14 protein-coding genes and 1 other RNA gene are annotated in these 17,720 nt (G+C 59.8%); 7 read left to right on the top strand and 8 right to left on the bottom strand.

The genetic code is table 11. The features are described 5' to 3' along the window. Positions 1 to 65: 65 nt before the first annotated feature. Together ACYQ6J_RS08430 and ACYQ6J_RS08425 are read left to right on the top strand one after the other, a co-directional pair. On the top strand, positions 66 to 572 hold the full coding sequence (locus tag ACYQ6J_RS08430) for an L-rhamnose mutarotase (protein WP_460183742.1): 507 nt from the start codon (positions 66 to 68) through the stop codon (positions 570 to 572). Between the two features lie 48 nt (positions 573 to 620). After that, complete coding sequence (locus tag ACYQ6J_RS08425) at positions 621 to 1,526, top strand: TIGR01777 family oxidoreductase (protein ID WP_460183741.1); 906 nt, start codon at positions 621 to 623, stop codon at positions 1,524 to 1,526. A gap of 133 nt (positions 1,527 to 1,659) precedes the next feature. Here ACYQ6J_RS08425 and rnpB read toward each other — a convergent pair. Together rnpB and mnmL are read right to left on the bottom strand one after the other, a co-directional pair. Continuing rightward, positions 1,660 to 2,049: RNase P RNA component class A (gene rnpB, locus ACYQ6J_RS08420), an RNA gene on the bottom strand. Positions 2,050 to 2,203: 154 nt separating this feature from the next. Next, positions 2,204 to 3,220: a tRNA modification radical SAM protein MnmL/YtqA gene (mnmL, locus tag ACYQ6J_RS08415; RefSeq protein WP_460183740.1), complete on the bottom strand. Its 1,017-nt coding sequence runs from the start codon at positions 3,218 to 3,220 to the stop codon at positions 2,204 to 2,206. A 98-nt stretch (positions 3,221 to 3,318) separates the two neighbouring features. On the opposite strand from mnmL, the gene ACYQ6J_RS08410 reads away from it, so the two are divergent. The 3 genes from ACYQ6J_RS08410 to hflX all read left to right on the top strand — a co-directional run bounded on the left by ACYQ6J_RS08410 (position 3,319) and on the right by hflX (position 6,609). Continuing rightward, entirely contained in the window at positions 3,319 to 3,822 is a 504-nt protein-coding gene (locus ACYQ6J_RS08410) for an FHA domain-containing protein (RefSeq protein WP_460183739.1), read from the top strand. A 148-nt stretch (positions 3,823 to 3,970) separates the two neighbouring features. Continuing rightward, on the top strand, positions 3,971 to 5,140 hold the full coding sequence (gene rsgA, locus ACYQ6J_RS08405) for a ribosome small subunit-dependent GTPase A (protein WP_460183738.1): 1,170 nt from the start codon (positions 3,971 to 3,973) through the stop codon (positions 5,138 to 5,140). A 101-nt stretch (positions 5,141 to 5,241) separates the two neighbouring features. Further along, the gene (hflX, locus tag ACYQ6J_RS08400) at positions 5,242 to 6,609 is read left to right on the top strand and encodes a GTPase HflX (RefSeq protein WP_460183737.1); all 1,368 of its coding nucleotides are present in this window, start codon (positions 5,242 to 5,244) and stop codon (positions 6,607 to 6,609) included. A 253-nt stretch (positions 6,610 to 6,862) separates the two neighbouring features. Here hflX and ACYQ6J_RS08395 read toward each other — a convergent pair whose 3' ends face one another. Continuing rightward, positions 6,863 to 7,321 (bottom strand): hypothetical protein, encoded by a 459-nt coding sequence (locus ACYQ6J_RS08395; protein ID WP_460183736.1) that lies wholly within the window; start codon positions 7,319 to 7,321, stop codon positions 6,863 to 6,865. Positions 7,322 to 8,102: 781 nt separating this feature from the next. Here ACYQ6J_RS08395 and ACYQ6J_RS08390 point away from each other — a divergent pair. Next, positions 8,103 to 9,305: a sugar-binding transcriptional regulator gene (locus ACYQ6J_RS08390; RefSeq protein WP_460183735.1), complete on the top strand. Its 1,203-nt coding sequence runs from the start codon at positions 8,103 to 8,105 to the stop codon at positions 9,303 to 9,305. Between the two features lie 34 nt (positions 9,306 to 9,339). Here the strand turns inward: ACYQ6J_RS08390 and ACYQ6J_RS08385 are convergent, their stop codons facing one another. From ACYQ6J_RS08385 to ACYQ6J_RS08370, 4 genes are all read right to left on the bottom strand, one after another. After that, positions 9,340 to 10,722 carry a GAP1-N2 domain-containing protein gene (locus ACYQ6J_RS08385; RefSeq protein WP_460183734.1) on the bottom strand — a complete coding sequence of 461 codons (1,383 nt, stop codon included), beginning with the start codon at positions 10,720 to 10,722 and terminating at the stop codon, positions 9,340 to 9,342. A 55-nt stretch (positions 10,723 to 10,777) separates the two neighbouring features. Next, entirely contained in the window at positions 10,778 to 11,689 is a 912-nt protein-coding gene (locus ACYQ6J_RS08380; protein ID WP_460183733.1) for a TRAFAC clade GTPase domain-containing protein, read from the bottom strand. Then, positions 11,686 to 12,966 carry a formylglycine-generating enzyme family protein gene (locus ACYQ6J_RS08375; protein ID WP_460183732.1) on the bottom strand — a complete coding sequence of 427 codons (1,281 nt, stop codon included), beginning with the start codon at positions 12,964 to 12,966 and terminating at the stop codon, positions 11,686 to 11,688. Before ACYQ6J_RS08375 ends, ACYQ6J_RS08380 begins: the two co-directional genes overlap by 4 nt. Positions 12,967 to 13,124: 158 nt before the next feature. Next, positions 13,125 to 14,258, bottom strand: a complete 1,134-nt coding sequence (locus tag ACYQ6J_RS08370; protein ID WP_460183731.1) for a coiled-coil domain-containing protein — start codon at positions 14,256 to 14,258, stop codon at positions 13,125 to 13,127. 616 nt (positions 14,259 to 14,874) lie between these two features. On the opposite strand from ACYQ6J_RS08370, the gene ACYQ6J_RS08365 reads away from it, so the two are divergent. Continuing rightward, positions 14,875 to 16,551 carry an FAD-dependent oxidoreductase gene (locus tag ACYQ6J_RS08365; protein WP_460183730.1) on the top strand — a complete coding sequence of 559 codons (1,677 nt, stop codon included), beginning with the start codon at positions 14,875 to 14,877 and terminating at the stop codon, positions 16,549 to 16,551. 150 nt (positions 16,552 to 16,701) lie between these two features. Here ACYQ6J_RS08365 and ACYQ6J_RS08360 read toward each other — a convergent pair whose 3' ends face one another. After that, positions 16,702 to 17,709, bottom strand: a complete 1,008-nt coding sequence (locus ACYQ6J_RS08360; RefSeq protein WP_460183729.1) for a type II secretion system F family protein — start codon at positions 17,707 to 17,709, stop codon at positions 16,702 to 16,704. Positions 17,710 to 17,720 lie beyond the last annotated feature (11 nt).

Raw genomic sequence — 17,720 nt, 5'->3', positions numbered from 1 at the left:
AGACCGAGTTTGCGGACCGGTCCAAATCGAAGATTTCCAGTCCTGAATCTTTTGGGAGGCGCATCATGGCCGGGAATGTAAGACGTTGGGTGCTTTTCGGGGTTTTTGCGGCGGTGGGATTCGGTTTGGGGATGATTTGGCACCGCCTGGTGCTCGACCGTAGTGCCGTCGCAGCGCCGTCCGCGATGAAGGTCGTATTTCATGATCAGGCGACTTCGGATAAGCCGGGCGGCAAGGTGACTCGCATCGGGCAGGTGATCGGTCTACGCCCGGAAAAGAAGGATTACTATATCGAACTCCACGCCAATACCTGGCCGACCGTCCTCAAACGGATTCGCGAATCCAACATCCGCAACTATTCGATCTATTTGGCGGAACTGGAGGGCAAGCTTTACTTGTTCAGCTATTTCGAATACGTCGGTGATGACTTTGAGGGTGATATGGCCAAGATCGCGGCCGATCCCGAAACGCAACGCTGGTGGAAGGAGACGGATCCTTGTCAGATTCGGTTGCCCGGGACGCCTGACGGTAAATGGTGGATGCCGATTCCGGAAGTCTTCCATACCGACTGATCTTGGACATTTCGTCGGGGTCTGCCTCGCACCATGATGTGATCGGCCATGAACGTCCTTCTGACCGGATCCAGCGGATTGATCGGCAGCGCGGTTGCCGCCGCGCTGGAAGCACGGGGTGACGCCGTAAGATATTTGGTTCGCCGTGAACCGGCAGCGCGTGACCGCGAGTTTCGCTGGAGACCGAACGACGGTTGGGTGGACGGCAATGCCTTCCAAGGTGTGGATGCCGTGATCCATTTGGCCGGGCAGAGTGTGGCCTCGGGACGCTGGAACGCCGCCGTCAAAGATGGAATCCGCGAAAGTCGCGTCCTGGGGACCCGGACGATTGTGGCGGCGATGCGGGAAACGAGCCCGCGGCCTAAGGTCTTCTTGTCGGCGTCGGCCATAGGGTACTACGGCAATCAAGGCGACCAGTGGGTCGACGATACCTCACCGCCGGGGCAGGGGTTTCTGTGTGATGTTTGTCGGGACTGGGAGGCGGCCGCCCTGTCGGCTGAGTCGGCAGGCATTCGCGTGGCGTGCATGCGATTCGGGCACGTTCTTTCCACGGCGGGAGGGGCCTTGGGAAAGTTGTTGCCCGTTTTCCGCCTCGGATTGGGAGGTCCCTTGGCCGACGGTAGAACATGGTGGAGTTGGATTAGCCGTCCGGACGTCGTCCGCGCAATCTTATTCCTTTTGGATCGCGAGGACCTATCGGGGGCCTTCAATATGACGGCCCCTGAACCGGTTACCAATCGTGAGATTACTCGGGCGCTGGGTAGGGTCCTCCGCCGCCCGACCTTGCTGCCGGTCCCTCGGTTTGCCCTGCGATTAGTATTCGGAGAAATGGCCGACGAAGTCTTGCTCAGCGGTTGCCGCGTCAAACCGATGCGTTTGACGTCGGTCGGTTTTGCGTTCGAGGATACCAAAATCTCGGCTTGCCTCGGTCGGCTGATTCATCAAAAGCTCTGATGCGGATGCCGGTTTCGGCACGAGCGTGGGTTACCGAGATGGCACGGGGCGTGTTGCGGCTTGCCATTGCCGCGGCGATGTCTTCGCCCCGGTCGAGGCTTACAAGGGATGTTGGAGAAAAAAGGGCGGAAAGGGACAGGACGGGCTTGTAAGCCGGGTTCTGTTCTCGAAGCAAGGCTTCGAGCGACGGTCATTTCTCTAGGAGGACGGTTGCCCGTCCCCTCCAGCGGTCTACCCGAGGGTTCGGCCGGGATCCGCCGCGACCCGTTGGACCGGGCCATACCCCCTGCTTGACCTTGCTCCCGGTGGGGTTTGCCGAGCCAGGCCGGTCGCCCGACCTGCTGGTGAGCTCTTACCTCACCGTTTCACCCTTACCGAGGCGAACCTCGGCGGTCTGTTTTCTGTGGCACTTTCCCTAGCCTTTCGGCCGGTGGGTGTTACCCATCACCGTGATCCCGCGGAGCCCGGACTTTCCTCCCGCCGATACCGATCGATATCGGCCGGCGACCGTCCGGCCCGTTCGGCTCCCTTCCCGCCGTATTTCATTATAACGGCGCGATGAGCGACGGGTTGGCCGAGCGTCAGGCTCAGCCCGCTTTATCGTCGCGCCCTCGGACATTTGGCTTAATGCGCCGCCGCTCGGTAGGGGTGTTCTTTTGGAAAGAAGATTCTTGGGATCAAGGCGTGCCAACCTCAGAAGAATTCGCGCCGGGGCGCAAAAGTTTCTTGCCTTGCCACGTGTCACGCTCGATCAAACGCCGCTCCAATAGCCGCAACGTTCCGTTTTTGTCTCGGCACCATTCGGGAGCGATGAGAAACTCGTCGGTCGTCTCCGCCGTCAATCGCTCCACGACACAGTGCGGAGAAAGGAGTTCCAGGCAATCGATCAGCGTTTCGACGTACGCTTCCTGCGCCAAAGGGCGGTACATTCCAGCCTCGTATAGCCGTGCGAGCGTGGTGTTCTTGGAGACATAGGTGTTGTGGAATTTCACCCCGGAAATCGGCAGTTCGGAGAGCGCGAGCATCGTCGCACGGGCATCGTCGGGAGTCTCGCCGGGCAATCCCAGCATGACATGAACGCAAACGTCCAAGCCGCGGGCATGGCTTCGCAACACGGCGTCTCGAAACTCCGCAAACCCGTGGCCGCGATTGATCCGCCGCAGCGTGGTGTCATTGGCCGACTGGAGGCCGATTTCCAGGGAAAGCCATGTCCGTCGGGCGAAGTCTTGCAGCAAATCCAGGATTTCGTTGGGCAAGCAGTCTGGGCGTGTGCCAACGGCAAACCCGACGACGCCGGGCACCTGCAACGCTTCGCGGAAAAGCGTGTCGAGCCGAGTGCAATCCGCGTACGTATTAGTACCGGCTTGAAAATACGCGATGAAACGTTCGGCCTTTTTTTGTCGCCGGAGCTTTGCGATTCCGTGAATCAGTTGGGCCGTCACGTCGTCTGGGGCATCGTGACGCCGCGCCGGGCTGAAACTGGCAATGTTGCAAAATGTACAACCGAAACGACTGAGCGTCCCATCCGCGTTGGGGCACCCGAATCCGGCGTCGAGCGGGATTTTCCAAACCGGCCCGCCGAACTTCTGCCGGTAGAAGAAGCTCAAATTGTGGTAGCGACGTCCCGCCGTTCGCCATGCGGGGGTTGGGGGATTTGTGCGAGACTGTAAAGCCTGTGCGACGTGCCGATTCATTGACGCTGAAACGATTCCGATCTAGACTGAAAGCGGGTTGCAAATGTTAGAAGGAGTGGGCAGCAAAGGGCACTTTTCGGAAACAGGGAAGCTCATCCATGTACGGCCAACTAATACCTCTTGGGGGCGGGGACCCGATCCCGTTGTTGAAAAAACGAATCCTGGTGGGGCGACGCGAGAGTTGCGATATTGTCTTGCGTTTTTCCAACGTTTCGGCCCAGCACTGCGAACTGTTTGTGGTATCCGGATACTGGTACGTTCGCGACTTGAACAGTACCAACGGGGTCAAGGTCAACGGCGCACGCGTCCGGGAACGGCGATTGGACCCTGGTTGCATTTTATCCATCGCCAAGCATCAATACGAGGTTCGGTACTCGCCAATGGAGTTGGGTGCGGTCGGCCCGCCACCGCCCGAAGTTTTGGAAACGGATATCTTTTCCCGTTCGCTATTGGAACGGGCGGGGTTGGTTCGGACCAAGCCTTCGGAAGAGTCCGTCCCGTCGACGGAGGTTGCGGGCGGCGACGGCAAGGACAAGGACGTGGAACGCTACGACATCTTGGAGTCGGCGAAGGCGACGCAACGACGCAGACCTTCGCCGTAACTTGCGAGACGGAGAAGCGTTGGCTTCCATATTGACCGGTTCCCAAAAGATTTCCGTGCGAGGCTCCGCGCGGCAACATCTATTTCCATGTCTCGGTTTTGGAGGGAAGGCGGTCGAAATAGGTAGCAAGGAGAAGCCGTTTAGGCGAATGGGAAAACGCAGAAAGGTTCGCGTCGATTTTCGGCGGAAGAATAAGGGCGATGCCCGGGACAAGAATCTCACCCGGCGGTACGTCGCTGATGATTCGCTCCTAGAGGATTCGACCCCCTCGCAGGAGACCGGGGCGCGAAAAGGGGCGATCACCCGAAAAGGAACCGTCATAGCCCAGGATTCGGCGGACGCGGAGAAAGTCGATTCCGGTTCACCTTTTTCCGTTTTTCTCGAACCTTCGTCCCGGGATGCCGTCCGCGGGCGAGTCGTTGCCGTCCAAGGGTTGATCTGCTTGGTCGAAGATGAGGCCTCGCAAAGCTACCGTTGCGTGCTGCGGCAAGTTCTGAAGAGACTCCTGACACGCCAGCGAAGCGCCGTTGTGACGGGCGATCTGGTCTTTTTCCGCAAGGTTGGACCTCAGGACGGCGTGATCGAGTCGGTACTGCCGCGGCGAGGCGTGCTTTCCAGGGAATACCGCGGTCGAGAGCACGTTATCATCAGCAATGTCGATCAGGTGCTCGTCGTCGGAAGCGCCGCCCAACCGCGATTGAAACCGCACCTCATCGATCGCTTCCTGGTTTCGGCCGAAAAATCGAATATCAGGCCGATCGTCTGCATCAATAAGATCGACCTGGTGGATCCGGCGGCATTGCAGCCTTTGGTCGGACTTTACAGTCAATTGGGCTACCGTGTCCTGCTTGTAAGCGCCGAGACCGGTTTTGGTTTGGATCGCCTCATTCGGCTTCTGCAAGGTAAGGTCAGCGTGCTCACCGGTCAAAGCGGAGTCGGGAAGTCGTCGCTCCTCAATGCGGTGGACCCCGGTCTGAACCTTCCCGTGGGCGAAGTAAGCGACGAGAATGAAAAAGGGCGGCACACCACGACTACGGCACGCATCTTTCGGTTTCGCTTCGGCGGGTACGTGGCGGATACGCCGGGGTTGAGGCAGTTCCAGTGTTGGGATCTGACTCGCCAAGAGACCGCGAACTATTTCGTCGAAATGCGTCCGTATCTCAGTCGTTGCCGGTTTCCGGATTGCTTGCACCTGGATGAAGCCGATTGCAGCGTGAAGAACGCGGTCGCAGACGGTTGGATCGATGAGCGGCGGTACGAGAGCTATCGTCACCTCGTTTGGGAAGAGGCCGCCGAGTATCCTTTGGACGAAGAATGATCAGACTCCGTGAAGCCTCGAAAATTGAAACTCGGATAGAATGGAAACGCCGCACGGGCAGGTTTCAGACGTAAAGTCAACAAGGGAGGAAGATTAATCGCGTGTCGAATCGCGAACCTAAATCGAGCGTGGACGAATTGCCGGAAACCGCGGTTTTGGCGGGCGTTTTGTTACCCCGGCGAAATGTGGAGGAAACGCCGCTGGAAGAGTTGGTGGGATTGGCCGAGGCGGCAGGGCTTCGTGTGGTGGGGCAGGTCGTTCAGAGACGCGACGCCCCCGACGCGGCGACCTATGTCGGCAAAGGCAAGGCCGAGGAGTTGCGGCAATTGGTCCGCAGTCGCGCCGCCGACTTGGTGATCTTCGATAATGATCTCTCTCCCGCTCAAGCCCGGAATCTGGAAAAGGAACTGCGAGTCCGCGTCTTGGATCGAACGGAGTTGATCCTCGATATCTTCGCCACGAGAGCGCGGACCCACGAGGCGCAACTGGCCGTGGAATTGGCACAGTTGGAGTACGCCATGCCGCGGTTGAAACGCATGTGGACGCACTTGGAGCGGCAAACGAAGGGCGGCGTGGGGCTTCGCGGTCCCGGTGAAAAACAATTGGAGTTGGACCGGCGATTGACCGCACGACGCATCCACGAACTGAAAAGGGAATTGGATTCCATCCATCGACGCAGGCAACGCGAGGTCGTCGCCCGCAAACGGCACAAGACCGTTTCGTTGGTGGGCTACACCAACGCCGGCAAGAGCACGCTGATGAACGCCTTGACCGGGGCGGATGTTTACGTCGAGGACGCGCTGTTTGCCACCTTGGACACGCGCACGCGCAAGTGGCAACTGCCCGGTTGGGGACCCGTCCTTCTGAGCGACACGGTGGGGTTCATCCGCGATTTGCCGCACCATTTGATCGCCAGTTTCCGGGCGACTTTGGAAGAGGCCAGGCAGGCCGACCTATTGTTGCACGTGGCGGACGGCAGCAGTCCCGCCATCATGCATCAGATATCGGCGGCCCATAAAGTCCTCTCCGAGATCGGATTGGAGACCAAGGATTCGTTGCTGGTGATCAACAAGGTCGATAAGGTTGCGGATCGGGCGACGCTGCACGCCCTAACCCAGCGATATCCGCACGCAATCCCCATCAGCGCCCGAACGGGAGAGGGCTTGGATCGGCTGAAGCTGACCGTCTCGGAGGCGCTGGCACGGAGATTTTTGGAATTGGAGATCGAGACGGGCGTCGAGAACGGGCGACTTCCCGCTTTTTTGGCCCATCACGGCGAGATATTCTCGCATCATTACGGCAGCGACGGACGAACCGTGATCCATTGCCGCCTTCCGCAAGAGTATGCAGGCCTTCTCCCTCAACTGGGGGCGATTCGGCTGCGCCGCCGAATGAACGGAGAAACTGTTCCCTGGGAAACGGAACAGGACGTTTCGGCGAACCGCTTTCCCGAGGTGGAACTTTCTTAGAATGGGCGGAATGCGACTGACGTGACGCCGGGCAGTCTCTTGCCCTTTGGCGTGGCCTAATGTGCCGGTTTAGAACGGAACGCTACCGGTACAGGCTCGCCCTGCTACGAGGCCTCTCTATTTCTGCGTACGCGGTGTGCATTCGAGCATTTTTGGTGGGCTGCCCATTTGTTGGGCATTCAAGATGGTGGCAGAATGGAGAGGATAGGAGCGACTTCGGCTAAATCGGCGGTCGTCGTTGTCGCCGGGCGATTTAGGTCTCCGCGGTTTTCGTCACCTCGACGAGGTCTTTCTCTTGGAACTGGGGGAGTTTTGGCACGAATCTTCCGGAGATCGCGCGACCGAGTTTCGCCACGCAAAGCTTGTTGACGCTGGTTTGCAGGCGGTGGGCCTCGTCGATCAGGCTTTCGTGGAGGCTTTTGGGTACCCGAATCGTCATGACGACCAGAGGTTCGCCCACAGCCTTTTTGCCCTCCTGGGTGCGTCGCAATGCCGCCCACATCTCGTGGAGTCGGATATACGACTCGGAATCGGTGAACCAGTCCATTTCTTCGGGTGAGCGGAATGCCTTCGCGACAAGACCGTCTCGTCCCAGGATTAAACGGAAGAATTGCGCCCAGTCGATTCCTTTGAGTAGAAGATCGGCAGCCTGTTGTTCGATTTCTTCGCATAGGCGAGTGAGACGCTCTTCCTCCAGTCGCAGTGCATCCATGTCGCTACACTCCATTGCCGTGCCTCCTAAGTGCGTTCTTCAGTTTGTTGTCGAAAAAGCCACTCCGTTTCGCGCTACCCGAACCCGACCTGGGATGGGCGTGTGCGTCCGCTCCGTGAATCATTCGGAGCGGTCAAGGATTTGCCGTGTTCTCGGGCGAGAGGATCCGACAACAGGCCGATCACGCGGAATGCCACAGGAACTTTTCGAACTGTGGCGAAAAACGAAAATTGAGGCTTCAAACTGTGGCGAAAGGTCGTCTTCGTTCGCCAACCGTAGGTGTTACTGAAAACCGTCAAGGACGCTCGGATCATCAATGGCGGAAGTGCTTGCAATACAGTCACTTAAGGCGTCTGTACGACTTGTTAAGTGTCCATTCGGCAGTGAGTTCCGTCACGCTCGGCCACCGACGATTGATCGACGGGAAGGCGATCCAAACCGCTTCCCGGTCGTCGCTTGCTCGGCCCCAGTCGTTGAGTACTGTACAGCCAATGGCCCAAAGTAGGGGTAGCCTCAGCCGCCCCAAGTCGATGTGTAGACTGTTCGCTCGTTTTTCAGGTTGCGAATCCGTCATTAAATAGCCACGAGTTGGACTTTTGCCTTGGGAACGATCACCGATTGCCGTTTCCGGCGGCAGTCCCGCTGACAGGTGCGAGCGGGCATGGCAATCCCCACGGGAGGGGGTTCGGGGCAAGGCTGAGTCATTTGCTGAGGTGTTGGCACCGGAAATCTGGCGGTCGCGGCGGAAACCGCGTAAGCTGATAGGCGAAATCTTTTATGTTTGAACGACTTGTCGCGGTGCCTGGTCAAGGTCTTTTGGGAGGATTCCGCATTGACGACTCGGAAAAAGCGATGGCATCCCGCTCAGGAGAGTGATGAGTTGGTCTTCGCCGTGTGCGAGAGGTTCCTTGCCCATTTGGGGAAGCAATACGCCTCCGAGGATGCGGAGAAACAAGAGAACCGGCAACGGGGCGCGGCTGCCGCAGTCGCGGACTGGGTGAAACGTGCCTACGCGCGAGATGACCTCACGCGGGAGAGAATCTATCCTCTTTTTTGGGAGGCGATGCGCAGGCAATACTTGCTTCTGTGTCCGCCGCGGGACCGGTTTCTCAGCCGCAAGATCGTGGAGGCGTTCGCATTGGAGGGCTGCCGGGCTCAAGAGGACGCCGTGCAGGTTGTCAACGTCCGCGGCGCGGATGCCCCCCACCATGTCAGCTCCGCAGCGGCCGACGTGATCTACGACTTGGTGCACCGTCTGAAAGGGAAGCGAGAAAAGGTCCATATAGCATTGGGGGCCGGCTTTTCGTCCATGATGGTGGCGCGGCGTCTGGCTCAGCGCGTGTATTCCGACCTGGAATGTCCGCCCCTGGTGCTGCACGCGCTCTCGGCCGGAGGCTTCCTCGCCGACCAGCCGTACAAGGCGCCTGTCACGTATTTCGGCTATTTCACGGAAGTATTGCCCAAGGTGGAGTATGTGGGCCTGTTCTCGGAGACGTTGGTCTCGTCGCAAGAATTCGATCGCGTCCGAGCCAATCCCAGCGTCCGCCGCTCCTTCGCCATGGCTGAAGAGGTCGACATCGTGATGACGTCGTTCGCGTCCGCGAATGACCCGCACGGAATGCTCGGTCAATTCCTATACGCCCTGCTCGAAGACGGCGCCGTGACGCGGCAGGACATCGATCGGATGAAGCGGATCGGTTGGGTGGGCGACGTGCAGTTTCGCCCGTATTCCGTCCGGGCGCCGATCTTCGATGAGTGTCCGGTCCGGGTGGTGACCCTCTTTGAGATCGCCGATTTGGTCCGCTTGGCGAACACGCCGGACAAATATGTGGTCTTGATCGCCGGCCCGTGCAGCGAGTGCGGCATGCTGAAGACCGACGCCCTCCTGCCGCTGATGCGGAACCCCGATCTAAGGTTGTGGACGCACTTGATAACCGATTTGGGAACGGCTCACGCGCTGCTTTCAGAAAACGGGCGATCCTGATTATCGCCGTACGTGGTGGGTGAGCAAGCGTGCGTCAGTCGTCCGTGAGCAACAAGATCAGCTCCTGGATTTGCCGGATTTTGTCGGCGTCTTCATCCTCGGCCGCCGAGGATGGCAACAACGCGTCCTTGAATCTGCGAACGGCGGCCCCTAACACGGCATCTGGGATCGCTCCCGGCAATCGCGATCGCAACGTGGACCATTGCGTCTTGAAGCGACTGAACGATTCCGGGCCTTCTTGCCACGCGAGAATCGCATGTTCCGCGGCAATGCTCCAAAGACGCAAGGCCGCCGGATCGGGGCTGTTTGCCTGAGAATGCTCGGCGGCGGTCGACGCGTCGGAGGGATCGGCGCTATCGCCGAGGGGCGAAACCTCGTGCAAGTTTTTTCTTTGGTCGCGAAAGTGGACGGGTGCAGTCGAGACACGCTCCGTCGGCGGCGCGACGTCCGGTGCTGAATTCCAGGCGGCTTGTTCGTGTCGCTCGGTCCCGGTCCTGGGTTTCTGGGTGGTGGAGGAGAACACGATTTCTTCCAGGCACAATCGCCCCAGGGCTTGAAGGCCGTTCGGATCGTCGCATTTCGGCAAGTCATCGCGGCGAAAGAGCGCCTTCAGTAAATACCAGCGCGAACCGTTGAGCACGTAGGAAATGAATTTGGTCCAGGGATGCGCCCCGGCGGGCAATTCTGCGGGCGATCGAGAAAAGTCGACCACCACCGCTTCTTTCTCGCGCTTGATGCGTTCCAGTTCGATGGCCGGTCCGTAAAACGGTTGGATGCGAAAGGGCCTTTGCGACGATGGCATCAGGCCGGTGGTGAATGAGATGTTGGCGCGAAACGAGACGGGCAGCAGGCTCAAGATGCCCGCGATGATCCGCTGGTAACGTTCGGCCCCGCTGAGGACGAGGGGCCCGTTGTGCGTGAGCAATTGCTCAAGGACTTCCAAAAGAAAACGCGGTCCCACCAGAGCGGCGGCGTACTCGATGCCCGCCACATCCACCGGGGACGCCTTACCCAGCAAGCGGAGGGCAGGCAGTACGGGCGGCAGGGTATCGTGCACGTTCAGGCAACCGCCTGCAATGGCCGCCGTCAGAATCGCGAAAGGATTCGCTGCGAATCGGCGAAAGATCGCTTCGTCGAGGACTAGGAATTGAGTGTACCACCGGATGGCCCCTCGGCGACTGTATTCGGGCCCGTTGGCGAAGGTGCGGGCTACCGCCACGCGACCCGACGGCAACCGGAAACTGCTTACGACGGTGGCCCGGTGCAAGGGGTCGGGAACGGAGTCATGGGACGGTCCCCAGCGGGTCAAGGCTCGCCGTTCCTCGTCGGTCAAGTCGGCGCTCGCAGCGGCCAGGTGGTAGCCCTGGGCGTGCGTCGAGGCTTGCGAAGTGAAGACGGCTTGATCCACCCAGTCCATAGTCGTTCGAATCGCGAGATTACGATGGAAGCGTGCGCGGTGATCGTGGACGGTTTCAAATGCGCATGTGTTCCAACAGCCACAAAAAAGGTTCGACGATTCCTTGCGGTTCGATTCTCAAAGGGACATGCTCGCGGATTCCGTCGGCGGTGATACGCCAAGCGCAGGCTCCCGCTACCGCCGAGGCGAAGATTCCCGTCAGCGGAAATCGCTCGTGTATCAAACGCAAAAGCCCCCCGGCATGAGTTCTGGCGAACTCTTCCGGGTTTTCCAGGCATTCCTCGCACTGATCGGCTTTGGTGAAGACCAAGGCGAAGGGTTTGCGGTTCCATCCGTGTTTGGGATCGCCCGCCGATTCGCTCAAGCAACTTGCCAATTTCATGGCGAAGAACTCGTCCTGCCGATTGCCGTTGCGGACGCGAACCGAGTCCACCAGCAACATAACGGAAGAGCACCGCTTGAGCAGGGATCGAATGACGTGGTAGGTGTTGGGATGTTCGGCCTCTTGCAGGATGGCCTCGCCCGCCATGTCGGGCAGGATCAAGTCGGATGCGACGCGGCGGCGCCTGCGCCGTAACTGGCAGTGGACCCAATGCCAGCGATCGGGTTCGTTGGGGGTCTTTCCGGGGAAGCGTCCCTTGGCCAATGCGGCCACGGTCGATTGCTGCACGGCAATGGAAAAGGCCCCGCGTGCCAGAAGTTGGACCCGCTGGGGTTGACGCGAAAGCATGTCGATCAACATGCCAAGATAGACGGTCTTTCCCACTCCGCTAGGGCCCAGAATGAGCGCTACACGGGGTTCGGCCTTGTTCGCCAGCAGTTGATGGGCCAGCGCCATCGGTGCGCTGCAAAGGCGGCAATACTCGGCGTCGAAGTGGTTCTGTTCGCCGCATACGTAGCAGGCGACGGGAACCGCGTATTCGGCCAAACGGTACGACTCCAAGGGCAAAACTGCGCTCTTGATCATGTGCCTTGCTCCGAATAGCCGGGGACAACATGGCCCGGTTCCGGTTCGTACGAAGGTTCTTCGGGGCAATGGCGAAGCGTAATGTCCGCGACGCCCAATGCGCAACGAAAGCCGATGTTCCGCTTCCTGGCCAGGGGATTCTCGCCGCTCGCAAATCCGCTGGAAGCCTGGTGATCGAAGTAGGTGTCGAAGGCGCCTCCCCGGATGCTCTTCATCGGGCCTGGCAGCACGATGCGGGCGTCCTCTTCCTCCCACGGTTGATAATCGCTATGCGTCCACTCCCAGACGTTTCCGATCAACTGGTAGACTCCGTTAACGGCCGCGCCCCCGGGGTAGTCGGTTACCGGTACCGTGCCGTTACGCTGCGATCCCCACAACGCGGCACGGGAATAGTCCATGGCGTCGCCCCAGGGAAATCGACGTTGCATGCGGGTGCCGTCGGGCAAGGAAACGGGCCAGGCCGCGGCACGCGTCCATTCGGCGTCGGTGGGCAATCGCTTGCCCACCCAGCGGGCGAAGGCGCGAGCCTCGTACCAGTTGATTCCCGTCACGGGATGATCCTCCGTACCGGGAGGATAACAACCATTCTCCCAATACTTGGGGCCGGGACGCCCCGATCGATCTACGAAGTCCAAAACTGCGGGAAGAATGGCGGCGTCCCACAACGATGCCTGCTCATATCCGCCGGCCTCCACGAATGCCGCATACTGGGCGTTGGTGACGGGATAGCGATCCAAGAAGTATCGTCGCACGCGGACGATCTGTTCTCGGACCGTCGGTTCGTCGTCCAAGGTTTCCGGAGTCGCCTTGACGGACGTCGCATCGGCCATGCCGTCGCTTTCCTCCCATTCCGTCGGCACACGCGAAAGGGAGACCTCGCCGTCCGGCACCAGGGCCATGGTCCGCTCCCATTGGGCGAAGGCGGCGTCGAAAACCCCGCGACTGAGGGTTCCGGCGACCTGGGGCCTGAGTATCAAGGCGAATCGCCCTTGGTCGAGCAATTGCCGGGCCAGAGAATCGGGGTCATCAATTGCGTCGGGACATGCGTGCGCTTGCTTTCCGGCACGCTGAGGGCGAAAAGGTCTCGGAGCGATATCCTGCTTGCCGCGTCGCCATAGACCGAAACTCATTGAAGCCATAGCATTGCCCAACCGGGCGGGAACTTCCCATAACAGCCCGAACGCGAATGCCGACGGGCCGAGGATCCAGTTCCCGAAGTGCGATTGTATTTTGGTGCTGAAACTGCCCACGGCACCCGGTGTGGTTAGAGAACTCATGGCTTGCGCTGATCCGAAAAGAGGCTGCAAATACGATATGGGACGGTCGCCGCATCAACGCGGCTATTCGCTCGGCGGCTTGTCTCGCCGCCTGGAACGGTATCGGGCGAAGCCGACGTGAATTCCGCCGATGATTTGGGACAAGTCGGTGAACGTCGTCATTCGCGACCGGAACGACGTCTTCTGGAAAAGTCACGTTGCAAAAGCTCGAACTGCTGGGAAACCGAGTCCAATGCGACGTCTTCCGTGCCGGTCCGGTTTAGCGGTTCGATCTCTTCGTATCCCACCACACGGGGCTGAACACCGTCCGCCCGCGTTTCCCCTTGGTAGCCTCCCGGAGTCTCCAGTTGGTGATCGAGCAAGACTTCCATCAATCTCCGCAGACGCTTCAGCTCGGCCCACCACGTCGCTCGTTCCTCGGCCATTTGGCGGCGTTGCTCGCCGAGCATCTCCAGTAATTCCGCGGCGCGATGACGTACAAACTCAAGCTCCGTTTCCAAATTGATGCGCTCTTGTTCGGCGGTCGTCAGTCGGGTCTGCAAAGTGCGGACCTGCTCCTCCAGAGCGGCAGTTCTCTCTTGGTCCGAGGACGCGGCCGAACCGATGACGGCTTCGATGCGTTGTTCCAGGCCTGCAATGGCTTCCTGCACCAACGTCCGGATTTCCGACGCAGTCGAGTCGGGATTCGGGTAGGCGTCGAGCTTTTCTCGAATGGCGGAGAGCGTCTGAGCCAATTCCGCGGGCAGAGACGCAGGCGCGGACGCGGCGGCGTCGAGCCACTCGCGTCGGATCTCCTGGACTCGCCCAATCAGTTCCGAGGATAGGGATTCCTTGAAATCTCCCGACAAGGAATCCAGATTCTCGAGCTTTTCGAGAATGGCGGCCAATTGTTCCTGGAGACGAAGTGCACTCTGAGCATCGGATTCCGAGTTCGATTGGCGTGCCCGCTGGAAATGATCCGCCTGTTCCTCCCATTGCTTGCGAGTCGTCTCAAACTCCGCCAATTGGCGGGCAATGGTCTCCTCGCGGCGACGGATTTCCTCCTGACGTTCCTCGATCCAGCGGCGTTCTCTTTGAAGGGACTCGATCAGCGATTGTTGATGGGCGGCTTCTTGCCGACGACGGGAGTTTTCCGCCGCCTCGGTTTCCAGCCATCTTTCCAGGGCGTTTTCGAGCTTCTCGAAGGTTTCCAGTACGGCGGCGCTCAATTCGTCCTCACCGCCGAAAAGCTCATTCAGCCAATGCTGAATGTCCGCGGCTTCGGAGGTCGTGAGGCTCGACGGCCCGCTCATGGGTTCACTCGCTCGGGATTACCCCTGCGACTGTCGAGATGCCCAACAGGCTCTCGGGGTCGCCATACCAGGACAAGGATTTGGGGAAGACGGCCAATACGCCGCCGCGGTTTGCCTTGTCTGTTCCACGCGGCGGCAAACCACTCGCTATTTCCGCTAAAAAACTCTACGCCGCGAACGCCGCGAACGCAAATCGTTCTTGGGCGGTCAGCGAAGTTTGAGTCGGACGGCGCTTTCGCGAAAACCGTTTCCATTCCTACCGGCCTCCGAATCCGACCTTAAAGCGGTTGGCCATGACCGGCTTGAGACCAGCGACGACGCGAGGGGTCTCGGCGGCAGATAGCCGTTGCAATCGTCGGTGCTCGCCCAACTGCGCCGCCTCGTTGACTTTCCCCCAGGGCATTCGGGGCTACAATAGCGCATTGCCACGCATCGTCGGTAAGGCGTGTAAACGACCCCCAGGGCATTTGTCGGTCCTGTCGGTTGGCGGAAATTTGTTGGTTCGGATTCGCAAGGTTGCTCTGTCGGGTCGAAGCAGTGGAGTTGAAACGGAATCCCGCTGAAAAACGGCGGGCCAAGCGGAGTACGGCGCGAAATCACATTCGGAGGTTTTTCGATGGTCTCGAGACGGGTGGTGATTGTGGGCGGCGTTGCGGGCGGTGCCTCGTGCGCAGCGAGGCTTCGCCGATTGGATGAAAACGCGGAAATCTTCGTCTTTGAACGCGGAGGATTCGTCTCCTTTGCCAATTGCGGGATGCCTTATTTCATTGGAGGGGTTATCACCCCGCAACAGCGATTGCTAGTCGCGACGCCTGAGCGGTTTCGGGACTACTTCAACGTCGAAATCCGTGTGAATCACGAGGTGGAACGCATTGATCGGCAGAATAAGCTGGTTCACGTACGCAACCGGCAGAGCGGCGCCCGCTTTACCCGCCCGTACGATGCCCTGGTGCTCTCGCCCGGGGCCAAGCCGATCGTGCCGGAGGTACCCGGTGTCAATTTGCCGGGCGTGTTTTCGCTGCGATTACTGGAAGATGCCGGCGACATCTACCGCTGGTTGGAAGCGAAGAAAGTTATCCGAGCGGTGGTCGTGGGAGGCGGTTACATCGGTTTGGAAATGACGGAGAATCTTGTCCGCCGCGGGATTTCAACGGTCTTGTTGGAGGGCGCCGACCAACTGATGCCTCCCCTGGATCCCGAGATGACGGCACCCATCCATGCGACTTTGTCTGCTCACGACGTCGTGGTTCGCCTCAATTCTCCCCTACGCTCGATCGAGGAGGCCGGAAACGGTCTCCAAGTGACGGCAGGCGACGGGGAAAAGTTTCCCTGCCAAATCGTAATCTTGGCTACGGGAGTGCGACCCGAGATCACCTTGGCCGCCGAGGCGGGATTGGAAATCGGCGATTTGGGCGGCATTCGCGTGGACGAGCAAATGAGAACCACGCGTGATCCGGCGATTTGGGCGGTGGGAGACGCCGTGGAGGTTCCGGACGTGGTGACCGGGGGATTTACCCGAGTCCCGTTGGCCGGCCCGGCATCGCGGCAGGCGCGCGTGGCGGCGGACGCGATTTGCGGCCGACCAAGTCGTTTTCGCGGCGTCCAGGGTACTGCCGCGGTTGGGCTTTTCGAACTGGTGATCGCGCAGACGGGAGCCGGCGAAAAGCAACTGAAGCGGCGGAATATCCCCTACTCGGTTAGTTACACGCACTCGGCAGACCATGCCGCGTACTATCCCGGCGCCGAACCCATGACCATCAAGCTACTCTTTTCGCCCGACTCGGGGCGGATTCTGGGGGCGCAGGCCGTGGGGGGGCGCGGAGTCGATAAGCGGATCGACGTCATCTCCGCCTTCATTCAAAAAGGTGGAACCGTTCACGATCTGGAAGAAGCGGAACTTTGCTACGCGCCCCAATTCGGCAGCGCGCGGGACCCGGTCAATATCGCCGGGTTTGTGGCCGGCAACATCCTCCGCAAGGACGTTCTGCCCGCCTATTGGAGCGAATGGAGCGCGGTTTCTTCCGATCAACCTCCTCTGGTCATCGATGTGCGAACGCCGGGGGAACACGCGGCGGGTGCGCCTCCGGGGGCGATCAATATCCCGCTGGGAGAAATCCGCGGACGACTTCATGAATTGCCCAGGGATCGCGAGATTTGGGTGCATTGCGGCGTGGGTCAGCGCTCGTATTATGCCTATCGTATCTTGGCTCAGCGAGGCTTTCGCGTCCGCAATCTATCCGGCGGTTACAAGTCTTGGTTGGCCCGAAAGGCCGTCGACCGAGGTAACTGCTGAGCGGAAGGGATGAGCGCCGGCGGGTGGTTGAAGCACGCTACGCGTCCGCCGAAGTGGGCGCGAGCACGTGCGGCAATTCGGTGTGGGATGGCGATCCGTCACGCTTCGCCCGAACTTTTTGCCGATTCTCGCTTTCCCATGACATGAGGCTCAGCGAGCGCCCGCCATCATCGGGAATAGCTCTCGAATCATAGTGATCGCCGCCGGGCCGACAAGCACCACGAACAACCCGGGAAAGATGAAAAGGACGAGCGGGAAGATCAGCTTGACGGCGGTCTTCTGCGCGCGTTCCTCCGCCAATTGCCGGCGACGCGTACGCATGGAGTCGCTTTGAACGCGGAGTGCCTGGGCGACACTGGAACCGAATTTTTCGGCCTGGATAATGACTGCCGCGAGACTTCGGACGTCGGGTACGCCGCAACGCGCGCCCATCTCGTGAAGGACTTCCGATCGAGGACGCCCCATTTGAAGCTGTAGATTGGCCAGGGCGAATTCCTTGGCGATGACGGGATGGGACGTGCCCAATTCCTCGGTCACCTTGCGCATGGCCTGGTCCAAGCCCAACCCTGCTTCGACGCAGACAACCATCAGGTCGAGGGCGTCGGGCAGACTGAGGAAGATCGCCTCTTTGCGACGTTTAGCCAGGTACCAGAGCACGATTTCGGGCAGATAGAACAAAATGCCGCCGAAGAAAGCCGCGGCAACCAAGGAATTTTGCCGAACGCCCCATAGACCGAGGAAGATCGCCGCCCCCAATGCCAAACCGCCGACCAATCCGGCGAATTTCAGACCCAGGTAGATTTGCGCCGCCGAGTCGCCGAGAAAACCGGCCTCCGCCAGTCGTTGCTTCAGTTTGCTCTTCTCGATTTCCGATTTCGGTTCGAGCGGTTTGGCCAGGGCGGGCGTGGCTTTTTCCAGAGCGCGAGTCAATCCGTCCCGCTTCTTAATCGCAGCGGGTTCCCCCGGTCCGCGACGTACTTGCGGTCGCGCCAACTCTTGTAGGCGCTCGACGGTCCGCGGTTTGCGTGCAGCCAAGGTTTCCAAAAGCAGGAAACTCAAAATCGCGAACATGCCGAACGCCGCAAAGGGAAGCAGCTTCGACCAATCCAAGCTCTGAGTCAGGGCGAGCAACGGTTCGATCGCGACGAAATCGGTCATGGGAACAAGCT

The sequence above is a fragment of the Thermopirellula anaerolimosa genome, assembly GCF_054657335.1.
The sequence above is the reverse complement of the archived record's forward strand: the minus strand, read 5'-3'. Positions and strand labels throughout refer to the sequence as shown.